This window comes from Chryseobacterium cucumeris (assembly GCF_001593385.1).
Classification (GTDB): domain Bacteria; phylum Bacteroidota; class Bacteroidia; order Flavobacteriales; family Weeksellaceae; genus Chryseobacterium; species Chryseobacterium cucumeris.
The window spans coordinates 1-12,753 of record NZ_LUVZ01000006.1 but is presented as its reverse complement, the minus strand read 5'-3'; the positions used below and the strand labels follow the sequence as shown (position 1 = coordinate 12,753).

General features: G+C 35.3%; 10 protein-coding genes and 1 tRNA gene. 4 read left to right on the top strand and 7 right to left on the bottom strand.

Translation table 11 applies throughout. The annotated features are described in order from the left end of the window. Window positions 1-305 precede the first annotated feature (305 nt). The 3 genes from A1704_RS08510 to A1704_RS08500 all read left to right on the top strand — a co-directional run bounded on the left by A1704_RS08510 (window position 306) and on the right by A1704_RS08500 (window position 5,676). Window positions 306-1,820, top strand: coding sequence for a vitamin K epoxide reductase family protein (locus A1704_RS08510; RefSeq protein ID WP_062672473.1), 1,515 nt, complete (start codon window positions 306-308; stop codon window positions 1,818-1,820). Window positions 1,821-2,010: 190 nt separating this feature from the next. After that, entirely contained in the window at window positions 2,011-4,206 is a 2,196-nt protein-coding gene (locus tag A1704_RS08505) for a peptidase domain-containing ABC transporter (RefSeq protein ID WP_062672471.1), read from the top strand. A gap of 171 nt (window positions 4,207-4,377) precedes the next feature. Beyond that, window positions 4,378-5,676, top strand: coding sequence for an HlyD family secretion protein (locus A1704_RS08500; protein ID WP_062672469.1), 1,299 nt, complete (start codon window positions 4,378-4,380; stop codon window positions 5,674-5,676). A gap of 419 nt (window positions 5,677-6,095) precedes the next feature. On the opposite strand, the gene A1704_RS08495 is transcribed toward A1704_RS08500, so the two are convergent. From A1704_RS08495 to greA, 7 genes are all read right to left on the bottom strand, one after another. After that, window positions 6,096-6,169 (bottom strand) — tRNA-Met (locus tag A1704_RS08495). Between the two features lie 44 nt (window positions 6,170-6,213). Continuing rightward, window positions 6,214-7,506 carry a TlpA family protein disulfide reductase gene (locus A1704_RS08490; protein ID WP_062672467.1) on the bottom strand — a complete coding sequence of 431 codons (1,293 nt, stop codon included), beginning with the start codon at window positions 7,504-7,506 and terminating at the stop codon, window positions 6,214-6,216. Between the two features lie 61 nt (window positions 7,507-7,567). Beyond that, window positions 7,568-7,780 carry a hypothetical protein gene (locus A1704_RS08485; RefSeq protein WP_062672466.1) on the bottom strand — a complete coding sequence of 71 codons (213 nt, stop codon included), beginning with the start codon at window positions 7,778-7,780 and terminating at the stop codon, window positions 7,568-7,570. 5 nt (window positions 7,781-7,785) lie between these two features. Beyond that, window positions 7,786-9,774: a T9SS type A sorting domain-containing protein gene (locus A1704_RS08480; protein WP_062672464.1), complete on the bottom strand. Its 1,989-nt coding sequence runs from the start codon at window positions 9,772-9,774 to the stop codon at window positions 7,786-7,788. Window positions 9,775-9,848: 74 nt separating this feature from the next. Next, on the bottom strand, window positions 9,849-11,036 hold the full coding sequence (gene clpX, locus A1704_RS08475; RefSeq protein ID WP_062672462.1) for an ATP-dependent Clp protease ATP-binding subunit ClpX: 1,188 nt from the start codon (window positions 11,034-11,036) through the stop codon (window positions 9,849-9,851). A gap of 66 nt (window positions 11,037-11,102) precedes the next feature. Then, window positions 11,103-11,492 carry an HIT family protein gene (locus tag A1704_RS08470; RefSeq protein ID WP_047429226.1) on the bottom strand — a complete coding sequence of 130 codons (390 nt, stop codon included), beginning with the start codon at window positions 11,490-11,492 and terminating at the stop codon, window positions 11,103-11,105. 57 nt (window positions 11,493-11,549) lie between these two features. Further along, the gene (gene greA, locus A1704_RS08465; protein WP_034695856.1) at window positions 11,550-12,020 is read right to left on the bottom strand and encodes a transcription elongation factor GreA; all 471 of its coding nucleotides are present in this window, start codon (window positions 12,018-12,020) and stop codon (window positions 11,550-11,552) included. A 109-nt stretch (window positions 12,021-12,129) separates the two neighbouring features. Here greA and A1704_RS08460 point away from each other — a divergent pair, with 109 nt between their 5' ends. Then, window positions 12,130-12,585, top strand: a complete 456-nt coding sequence (locus A1704_RS08460; RefSeq protein ID WP_062672459.1) for a hypothetical protein — start codon at window positions 12,130-12,132, stop codon at window positions 12,583-12,585. Window positions 12,586-12,753 lie beyond the last annotated feature (168 nt).

Genomic DNA, 12,753 nt, shown 5'->3' with positions numbered 1-12,753 from the left:
AGATCCTTTACTTCCCACAGGCAACATTTAATGTACACTTAACCATGAAAACTTTAGAATATCTGCCTGTGGGAAATGGATCTTACCTTCGTAAAATGTTACCGTTTAAAATACTAAAAACATCAACTACACAAAGAAATAATACAAAAGCCATATTACAAAATCTGCTTTCCATGTCCGGATTCAAGAAAATAAAATACTGAAGATCAAATAAAATCTACCAACATCCGTTTATATCTCACTAATAAAGGAGATTTTTTTTTGTATATTTAAAACATCTGTGTATTTTAGATAAAAATATTAATATGATTTTTGACAAACTAATTAACCATCTAAAACTCGATAAACAGGAATTTATTTTCCAGTTCAATTCCCATCCCAATTATCCATCTGCACTGGCATTTAGTGATACACTCAACTTTATGGGAGTAAAAAATGACGCTTACGAACTTGACAAAGAATATTGGGATGAACTTCCGGAAGAATTTATTGCGATTGTTGAGAATTCATTTTCCCTGGTAAAAAAAGCAGGAAGCAATTATTCTGTATATTCAGAAAAAGCAAAAACCTTCGGTAAAGAAGAACTTTATAATAAATCAACAGATTTTGTACTGTTGTTTGAGAAAACAGAAAATGCAGAAAGTAAACTGGCTTTCAATTTCAAACCGGTTCTTTATATTATTTTTGCAACTGTTCTTGCCTATTCTTTTATTAGCCAAACCATTTACGAAGCTCTATTTAATGTACTTTCCTTAGCAGGAGTTTATATTTCCCTGGAAATTTTCAATCAGAAATTCGGGAATACCTCTACTGTCATCGGAAGTATATGTGGAGGCGGAGGTGCTGCAGCAAGTCAGGCAGCCAACTCGTGTGATAAGATCATCAAACAAGATAAAACCAGTATTCTGGGCTTAAAATTTGCAGATTTTTCTCTGATTTATTTTGCAGGACTTACCGTACTAGGTCTGTTCTTACCGGCAACAGCGTATATCGTAAAAGGTTTCACATTCGTTTCTGTAATTGCCATCGGATATTCTTTATACATCCAGGCATTTGTAGAAAAAACATTTTGTAGAGTATGTCTTTTGATTATTTCAATTCTGGTTGGACAAATTGTAATCAGCAGTTTATTTTTTGAGAATCTGTCTTTCAGTGTGGGAGCTCTTTTATTGACTGTTATTCTTTGGGCTCTTGTATTTTCTGCAGTTATCTATTTCAACACTCTTCTTGAACAAAAAGAAGCTCTTCAAAAATCGAATGCAAAAAATCTCAGATTCAAGAGAAACTATGAACTTTTCAAAAACCAGATGGAGCAAAATCCAAAAATAGAATTCCAGGATACTGAAACTTTTGCAGTTGGAAAAAAAGATGCCAAGCTTCGTATTTCTATCGTTTCCAACCCATATTGTGGTTTCTGTAAAGATGCACATAAGCTTGTGGAAGGACTTTTGGAAAAATATCCGGAGAATATTTCACTACAGATGAGATTCAATTACAGCCCAGACAGAGCTCCAGAAAAATACACTCAGCTTATTTCAGATTTAACTCATATCTATCATAACAAGCCCGAAAAAGAATTTCTACATGCTGTAGAAGAATGGTTTGAAACTAAGGATGAAAGCAAAATCAATGTGCTCTCCGGAGGAAAGGTAACATCAGAAAATCTGAATCCATTAGTAGAGATGTCCATAGAAAACAGTAACGCAGGATTAAGCTTCACTCCTATCTTTATCATCAATGGATATCAGTTTCCAGACAAGTATGATCGTGAAGATATTTTATTCTTTATTGATGAATTAATAGAGGACGATGAGATCTAGTAAATAAATCTCATTCATTTAAAAATTTCACTATCTTAGGAAAAACAAAATAACCATCTGAAAAGATGTAAAAGAGTAGAAAAACGGTGATCAATGGGACTATTTCCAGTTTACCATTTCATTGAATTATAATTGAATTAAAGCAAAAATGTCGTCATTTATTGACGGCATTTTATAATGAGTAGTAGTTTTGAAAAAAAAGTTTCCTTTTTATAAGCAACCAGATACCAAAGATTGTGGCCCTACATGCCTGAGAATCGTCAGTAAGTATTATGGTAAAAGTATATCTCTGCAGCAGATTCGTAACCTTTCCGAAACAACACGGGAAGGAAGCAGCCTTCTTGGGCTGAGCGATGCCGCAGAAAATCTTGGATTCCGGTCAATGGGTGTCCAGATCGATTTCAATACCCTAACAGAAGAAGTTCCTTTTCCATGTGTAGCACACTGGAATAAAAACCATTTTGTTGTTGTATATAAAATCGACAAAAATAACAAAGTATATATTTCGGATCCCAGCTATGGATTGATTACTTATACCAGAGAAGAATTCATCAAGTCCTGGATTGGAGAAAATGCCAACGAAAATACAGAAGAAGGAATTGTACTGATTCTTGAAACTACTCCTGCATTCTTTCAGACAGAGTTTGATGCTGAAGAGAGTAAGGCAAGCTTTACATTCTTGTCCAAATATCTTTTTAAGTATAAAACACTTGTTATACAATTGGCTATTGGACTTTTAGGTGGAAGTTTACTTTCCCTTATATTCCCGTTTCTTACCCAAAGTATTGTAGACGTCGGGATCCAGAATCAGGATATTAATTTTATCTATGTAGTTCTACTTGCCCAAATTATGCTATTCCTGGGAAGAATGGGAATTGAGACAATCCGAAGCTGGATTCTTCTTCACCTCTCGGCAAGGATCAATATTTCGATCATTTCCGATTTCTTTATCAAATTAATGAAACTTCCGATAAGTTTCTTTGATACCAGAATGACAGGAGATATCATGCAGAGAATTAATGACCATCACAGAATTGAGCAGCTTCTTACAAGCTCTTCGCTGAATACATTATTCTCATTGGTCAACCTTATTATTTTTAGTATTGTATTATTATTTTACGATTACAGACTTTTCATCGTTTATCTTGTAGGGGCCGTATTATATATTGGCTGGATCAGTTTTTTCCTCAAAAAGAGAAAAGAGCTTGATTATAAAAGATTCTCTCAGGTATCTCAGGAACAAAGTAAAGTAATTGAGCTTATCAACGGTATGCAGGAAATCAAAATGCATAATGCAGAGAAGCAAAAAAGATGGGACTGGGAATTTCTTCAGGTAAAACTGTTTAAGATCCGAATAAAATCTCTTTCATTAGAACAATGGCAGTCTGTTGGAGGAAACTTTATCAATCAGATGAAAGATATACTGGTGAGTTTCCTTTCTGCTAAACTTGTTTTAAGTGGAAATCTTACTTTGGGGATGATGCTTTCTGTTCAGTACATTATTGGACAGTTAAACAGCCCGCTTCTTCAGCTTATCGACTTTATCAAACAAACTCAGGATGCTAAAATTTCCCTTGAAAGATTAGGAGAAATCCATGATAAAGATGATGAAGAAGATAAAAATGAGCAGTACGTCACAGATGTTCCGAAGCAAGATATCGAAATAAAAGATATGTCATTCAGGTATATTGGTTCTGACGTTCCGGTTTTTGAAAACTTAAACCTTACGATTCCTTATCAACAGACCACAGCTATTGTGGGAGCCAGCGGAAGTGGAAAAACTACTTTATTGAAACTGTTGATGAAATTTTATGATCCGGACCAGGGTGAAATCAGAATCGGAAATACCAATATGAAAAATATTTCCCCAAGATACTGGAGAGATCATTGTGGAGTTGTAATGCAGGAAGGATATGTATTCAATGATACTATCGCCAATAATATTGCTGTAGGTGAAGATCATATAGATAAACAAAAACTTAGACGTGCCGTAGAGATAGCCAATATTAAAGATTTTATTGAAAGCCTTCCATTAAGTTATAATACAAAGATCGGAAATGAAGGAGTTGGTGTCAGTGGTGGTCAGAAGCAGAGACTTTTCATTGCAAGAGCTGTTTACAAATCTCCAGAATATATTTTATTTGATGAAGCTACCTCTGCATTAGATGCCAATAATGAGAAAGTGATTATGGAAAATCTTGAACAGTTCTTTAAGGGCAAAACAGCAGTGGTGATTGCCCACAGACTTTCAACGGTAAGACATGCTGATAAAATCATTGTACTGGATCAAGGAAAAGTAGTTGAAGAAGGAAGCCATGCCGATCTGGTAGATTTAAGGGGAGAATATTACAGACTTGTAAGAAATCAGCTTGAATTAGGCAGCTAATGGTATCTAGTAGAATTCGAAAAGCTTATTAGAGACTAATATTAAGAATGAAAAATTTAAAATACCCTCCGGATGCAAATACTTCAGCACCGGAATAGGTATGATGGAAACTACTCATTTATTTAAATTATATTCCTCCTGAAATATTGGGGGAAATTTCACCTCAAAACAATGAAAGAAGACGTTTTAGACAATATTGAACTCCGTTCCGAGAGTGTACAGGATATTCTTACCCAGCCACCACATTGGATGATCCGATGGGGAAATACTGTGATATTTGTGATCCTCCTGTTAATTCTCTTAATGAGCTACATTATAAAATACCCGGAATTTGTACCGGCTCCTATTATTGTAACTTCCCAGAATCCTCCTGAGAAAATAGAAGCACGAACCAGTTCCAAAATTGAGAAAATATTCATAAAAGATCATCAGGAAGTTAAAAAGAATGATGTTCTTATGGTGATGCAGTCTGCAGCTAACTACAAAGACATTTTAGAGCTTAAAAAACTGGTAGACTCTATCACACCTGATAAATTATATACCTTCCCTATCGCCCAGGCTTCAAGATTTAAGCTGGGTGAATTGCAGGGAGAATATAACAGTTTCGCAAAAGCATTTCAGGATGAAGCTCTTTTTACAAGACTACAGCCTTATGCACCAGAAAACCTGGCCGCCAATCAGAGCATTTCAGAATACAAAATAAGAATTGCTACTTTGAAACAGCAGAAGAACCTGGAATCTATAAAATATGATCTGACAAAGAAAAACTTCAACAGATCTCAGGAGCTATTCAACCAAGGGGTTATTTCAGCCATGGAACTTGAAAATGAAAAAATCAAATATCTTCAGGCTCAGCAAAACCTTGAGAATATTAAAATCTCCATATCCCAAATGGATGAAGGAATTTCCAATCTGAATAAGACCAAAAGCGGAACTGCCATTAATACAGAAAAAGACAGAATTACATACTCTTCACAAACTCTACAGCTTCTTGAACAGCTGAGAAAATCTTTAAAACAGTGGGAACTGAATTATCTTGTGATTTCATCCACTGATGGGGTTGCCAGTTTCCAACAGTTCTTTGGAGAGAATCAGTTTGTAAAGGTAGGAGAACCCATCCTTTCTATTCTTCCTAAAAATAAAGAGCAGTTAGTGGGCAGAATGTCAGTCCCTACCACAAATTCAGGAAAAATAACTCCTGGTGAGAAAGTACTTATTAAACTGGACAATTACCGATTCCAGGAATACGGTATCATCGAAGGAAAGGTACAGAATATATCACTTATTCCTGATGACAAAGGAAATTATTATGTAGATGTAATTTTACCGAAAGGATTAAAAACCAGCTACAACAAAACACTTACATTCGATAAAGAGCTTAGAGGCAGTGCAGAAATTGTAACACAGGATCTGCGACTGATTGAGAGATTCTTCTATCAAATCAGAAAGTTACTTGGATATCAGGTTTAATGAACCTTTCACTAAAAAATTAACCCCGTTTTTCAAATTGTAAAACGGGGTTTTATTATGTATTCTTTAATTTTCCCAGTCGACTGATAATGTTTTGCAGAAGCTCAATCAATCTCATTCATTTAAACAGCCTATTCTAGCCACAATCTATCTAAGCAAAGGGGTTTTATCGCAAAAAACATAATCATTCAAAAAAAGACAAGAAAATAACGAATACAGGGAATATCATAATGTTACTTGATTATGAAAATTAGCCGAACATTATAATGAAGCTGAAAAAGTATAATTATTCCCTTAATATTCCATCAAAAGAATGAAACCGTGAAAAAATAAAATTCATGTGAAAGAATTATAAGATAAAATAATAATTCTTTTAAAAGTAAAAACCGCAATCATAATTCAATGATTGCGGTTTATTGTAGCGAAGACGGGAATTGAACCCGTGACCTCAGGGTTATGAATCCTGCGCTCTAACCAACTGAGCTACCTCGCCGTTTTGGTGGTGCAAATATAGAAAATATTTCTTTACCTCCAAAATTATTTTACCTTAAAATATTCTAAAACATCGCCAACATGATCTGGCTTGCTGATTATCTTATTGTTAGCGTCCAAAATAAAATACGTCGGAGTTGCATGAATATTATATAAATCTGTGTAACTACTGTTCCATCCTCTCAATTCTGAATCATTCACCCAAGGAAATGCAGCAATTTTTTTGGTATATGAATTCTTATCCACATCTAAAGACAGCCCTACAATCTGAATATTTTTCGATTTCAGATCATTATATTTTTCCAAAAGTTTTGGAAGTTCACTTTCACAGTGTGAACATGTGGATGACCAGAATACCACCACCTTTTTATCGGCCTTTATATCGTGTAAAGATTTTGCAGTGGTATTAACAGGTGACTGGAACTTATAATTAGGGAAAATAGCCCCCATTTCAATGTTTGCATTCGATTTCAATGTAGAAGCAAGCCTGTCGGTAATGGTACATTTAAGATTTTTAGCTAGAGACAGATATTTGCTCTTGTATTCATCCATCTGATAGACATCAAAAATATCAATCAATTCTGACAATACAGTCTGCCCTCTTGGAGTTTCTACTTTTAAACGATCCAGCAATTTATCAACAGATGCTGTAACATTGGCATTTCCTCCCGAATTCAGATAAGCTACTAATACAGGTCTCAATAACGATGAGCTTTCAAGCATATCATTTGATTTGTCAAGAAAGTTGATTATTTCTTCCTGATCTACTTTCTTCGTTGAATCGGGTGAATTGGAAAGAAACTTGCTGTAATTCGTATTATAATAAGCAACAAACGGATGTTGTGCAGCATCAATAGAACCTGAAGCACCGGAAAGTCTGTCAATTTCTGTTTTCAGAGCTTTTCCAAAATCTGTATTGTCTTTGTAATATTCTTTGATTTGTGCTAAAGCCGGTAAAATAAGCTCTTTCTTTTGGGAGCCTTCCTGTTGTTTGCTCATCAGATTATTGGCATCATCCAGATAAATAACATCTTTTACTTTGTTATTCTGAATATCCAATTTAAAATTGACATTCTTATTTTCAGAAATAAAGCTTACGGTATTATTAGAGCCAGGAAAATAGACTTTCATCATCCCCATATAATGACCCGGATATTTAAAAGTCCATGTACTATTCTTACTCTGTTCTTTAGTAACAATAATATCTTTTGATCCGTTAAGTGTATATAGAATAGCATCCTGGTCTTTAAAATCTGCCGGAGTCTGAATTGTAACAGTAAATTGAGCCTGTAAAGCAAATGCAGCCAAAACCGCTGATAGCGTATAAATCTTTTTCATAAAGTAAAAATAAAAAAACTCCCTGACTAATCAGAGAGTTTAATATTATTTTAATAAAATTTTATGCTTTTACGCTTTTGTACTTTTTTGTAAAGTAAACAATAAATCCTATTGCTACGATACCCAGTACATATACATACATATCAATTGGTGAGGCAGGTGATCCGGTACCATTTCCTCCATTTCCTCCTCCTCCTGGGATTGGTGGAGCGGCATTTGCTAAAGATACAGCAAATAGGAAAAATGCCAGGACTAGTTTATTAATAGTTCTCATGTGGTTTATTTTAAGATTTTAGTGTTAACAGTTTCTCCCTTATCAGAAACGATTTTTACAACATATGAATTTTTAACTGAGCCATCAAGCTCGATTACAAAATCTCTGGATGTTTCAACCGCTTTTTTAGAGATTACCAGTTTACCGCTCATATCATAAACTTGAATGTCTGCTTTTTTCCATTTTGGATCAAATCTAACAATGTAATTTGTAATAGATGGATCATAAACAACAAGTGTTCTGGAAACACTAGGAGTTGTTTTATTAGTAGCTAAAGTATTATTACTTGGCTCACCATAATACAAGTTAGCTTCTTCATTTGTTACAGCTACAACATCTCCCTGCTTAGCCTGTACTAAATTCCCATTTTCCGCTTTATAGTAGAAACCAATTCCTGAAGATAACTGGTGTGCACCAGCAGGAATAAGTTCTGCATTTTCTCTGATCTCGAACTTATAAGATTTAACCTGATCAAGTTTGTAGTTAACTAACTTAACATTTTTACCTTGGAAGTTACCCTCATTAGCTTCGTTAATATATAACCAATAGTTCGTATAATTATTATCATATCCGCCATTCAATGCTTCTTCGTAAGTACCGATAATTCTGGTACCTGCTGAAGCCTGAACTGTTGTGGCAGTAGAAACCTGGTGTCCTGTTGTAAATGATGGAGAAACCACGTAGTACGTTCTGGAAATCTCATTACCATTAGCATCAAGACCAATTACCCCAAGCTGCTTCACTGTACTGTTTGTACCCTTACCAGCCATTTTAGCTGCATTTACACCATTTGGAGTACCTGCTGTTCTTGCGGTTGATTTGAATCTTCTCAGTGTATTAAAGTCTAAAGTCTGAGCTGTATTATCTCTTAACTTTATTTTAAACGACTGCATTGGTTTGATAACCATTTTATCCAGGTTCACATCTCCAACTGCAGGAGCGACCCCGTCACCTGTAGCCACATAAGTAACCACCTGAGCACCTGTAGCATAAGTAGAACCTCCAGGAAGTGTCACAACAGTACCAGGGTTGTATTCAATCCCCCAGATATTTTTTACTGCATTTCCATCTGATCCGGTAACACTTTCAGTATATCCAATATTAGATAAATCTAAATTGGTAAGGAAGGGGTTACCAAACTGATACCAGTTCTGACCAAATGTTCCAGCCCATGCGCTTGTAGTAAACTCAAAACTGTCATCTAAATAAGTGTTGTACTTTTCGTTGTAAGAATTCACAGCGTTACCACCAACCCCGAATACGACATTAGAAGGTCCCAAATTAGATTTCCCCGCATTCTGCAATGTTACAGTTCCAGCTAAGGGAGCATATGGTTTCCCGTTAATATTGAAAACAGTTGCTGCACCTGCAGGAGCACTTGGATTCCAGTCGTTATTGGTAACTTTCAGCATATAGTATCCTGAACCATCAGCAGTAGTAGATGCTAAATTTGTAAAATGCGCAGAAACTGCATTAGCGTTATCCCACTTTAGAATAGGGTTGCTGCCAGTTCCTGTTCTTTGGGTATTGAAAGTTTTCCCAAGTTCTGCAGATAATGAATTGAAAGCTTTACCCGAAAAAGGTAACGCAACTTGTTGAAAATAATTACCGGAACCATGACTTGTAGTTCGGTATTCTTTGGTTACAATACCTGTAATGTTGGACTGGGATAGTCCGTCGATGTACAACTGTCCATACGTGGAAGTAGCAAAAGAAGCAGGGGTATTAAGTCTTAAGATGATATTTCCACCGTCAGTCTTATCAGAACCGGCAGCATCAATTGTCTTAAAAGCATCTGTACCAGATCCTACAACCATGATATTTCCATGCACGTCCAAAAGGCCATTACCCTTTGTTTGTACACCTCCACCGCTATAAACTAGGGTGCCTTCGCTCACATACATATTAGCATTAGTGTCAACATGACATAGTATCTGCGCCTGAACAGAATAACTAATTGCTAAAAGACCTATAGCAAATAAACTTTTTCTCATTGTATAAATTATTTGTGTGTTAATACAATCTTCACCCGCAAAGGTATTATTATTTTTCTTAAAAAAAAAATATTTTATCTATTAATCAAAACATTATCTTCATTTAAGATGATATCTTTCTCCTCTCCTATTGAAAACATATAGTCTTCTAGAACTTTTTCGGTGGTCCCTCTAAGCCCTCTTGCACCTAATCCTTTTTCAATAGTTTCCTCTACGATTTTTTCAATGGCTCCGTCTGTGATAACCAAATTTGTGCCATCCATTTTGAAAAGTTCCACAAATTGATTCACAATAGAGTTTTTAGGTTCCTTCATGATTCTTACCAACGTCTCTTTTGTGAGTTTATCGAGGTAAGTGATGATTGGAAATCTTCCTAAAAGTTCCGGAATTAATCCGAAAGTACGAAGGTCAATTGCATTAATATTTGTTAATATATATTCGTCTTCGTCTGTTTTATTGATTTTTTCAGAGCTGAAACCAATTGCCTGCTTGTTCATTCTTCTTTCGATGATCTCTTTGATCCCGTCAAAAGCTCCACCTGCAATAAATAAGATGTTTTGGGTATTTACCTGGATATATTTCTGATCTGGATGCTTTCTTCCTCCCTGTGGCGGAACATTCACAATACTTCCTTCCAACAGTTTTAATAATCCCTGCTGCACGCCTTCTCCTGAAACGTCTCTTGTAATACTTGGATTGTCTGATTTTCTGGCAATCTTATCAATCTCATCAATGAAAACAATTCCTTTTTCAGCTTTTTCCACATCATAATCTGCTACCATCAAAAGTCTTGAAAGGATACTTTCAACATCTTCTCCTACATATCCGGCTTCTGTTAAAATAGTAGCATCCACGATACAGAAAGGAACATTCAGTTCTCTTGCAATAGTTTTTGCCAGAAGCGTTTTACCCGTTCCTGTCTCTCCTATCATGATAATGTTTGACTTTTCAAGCTCTACTTCTCTGTTTTCGTCCTGAGCGTGAAGCAATCTTTTATAATGGTTATACACAGCAATGGAAAGTTGCTTTTTTGCCTGATCTTGTCCGATCACATACTGGTCAAGAAATTCTTTGATCTCTTTTGGCTTTTTAAGCTCTTCCATACTATTAGCAGGTGAATATCCTGTTTTTGATGCACCATCTTTTACGATAGCATGTGCCTGCTCTATACAATTTTCACAAATAAAACCATTCTGCCCAGAAATCAGCATCTGTACTTCATTTCTTTTTCTGCCACAGAAAGAACATTGGTTGGAATTCATATGATATAATATATGTATATGTTAAAGAAAATCGTAAAAAATTACTTTTTTACGATTTTCTGGTTGTTAAGAATTAATAATTGAGTGTTGAATCTCTGTATATTCTTCGTTCGTTAATTTTAATCTTTCATTTCTGAAATTCATGTCTTCCATCTTATTTAAAGGAATCAGATGGATGTGTGCATGAGGAACTTCAAGTCCTACCACTGCTACTCCTACTCTTACACATGGAACTGCAGTTTTGATCTTCTTGGCTACCTCTTGGGCAAATCCCCAAAGGTTTTTGTATTCTTCACTTTCAAGATCAAAAATCAAATCCACTTCTTTTTTGGGTACTACTAAAGTGTGTCCCTTCACTAAAGGCATTGCGTCTAAGAATGCAATAAAGTTTTCATTTTCTGCAATCTTATAAGAGGGAATTTCGCCATTAATGATTTTTGTGAATATAGTGCTCATTTTATCAGAAGTTTAGGTTAGATATTTAGAAGTTCAGAAATAGAAAGGAGTATCAGACTATAAAGAGATGTCTAATACTTCGAAAGACAGTTTGTTTCCGTTAGGTAAAGTAATTTCAGCAATTTCGCCAATAGCTTTTCCTAACAATCCTTTTGCGATAGGTGTGTTCACAGAAATCTTTCCTGTCTTCAGGTCGCTTTCGTTATCCGGTACCAATGTAAATACCTGCTCTTGCTTGGTAGCATTGTTTTTAAGTTTCACTGTTGTTAAGATTGAAACTTTTGAAGTATCTAATTGGCTTTCGTCTATAATTTTAGAAGTAGAGATAACATCTTTCAGCTTGGAAATTCTCATTTCAAGCATCCCCTGAGCTTCTTTAGCTGCATCGTATTCTGCATTTTCTGATAAATCTCCTTTATCTCTTGCTTCTGCGATCTGCTGAGTAATTTTGGGTCTCTCCACAGTTTCCAACTGTTCCAGCTCAGCTTTCATTTTCTCTAGGCCCTCCTTTGTAACATAGCTTGCCATAATTTTCAAAATTTAGTTTTAGTATAAAAAAATAATCCGACATTTGCCGGACAATGTTTTCGTGTTGTAATCGTTTAATTTTTACAAATATATAAAAATTTAAATTGAAATGAAAAAAACTTTTTCAATCTTATCCATTTTCATTTTATTGATTTCCAGTAATTTAACTATAAACTCATGTGGAAGCAGAGAAGATACCGTGAACTGTTTCCCCAATGTTCCTATTAATGTATCTCTTAATTTAAATCTGCCTGCTTATTATGCTTTAAACAATATCAACGGCTGGATTTATGTCAACGAGCAACAGTCAGGGACAAGAGGATTGATTATTGTCCGGACAGCAAACGGATTTAAAGTCTATGACAGGAATGCCCCACATCTATGCCCCGATAGCAATACAACCCTTGAGGTAAAAGATAATATTGCCATTATATGTCCACAGGATAATACAAGATGGATATTAAGTACAGGACAGCCGGAGTCCGGAGCCCAAACGTCTCTTCCTCCCAAAACTTATCCTTACAATTACGACGCTGCAAGTAAAACTCTAAATGTTTATTATTAGAAAATAGAAACCGCAGAGATTTTCTGCGGTTTATTTTATTTTTGTCTCGTCCTGAAAAAGGTTGACTAAAAAACCATAAAATTAGTCACCCTTATGAATCTAAAAAAAACATCGTCCCCTGTCCAAGAATACAGTGAGGCATTCAAACGACAAGTTGTCTCTGAATAT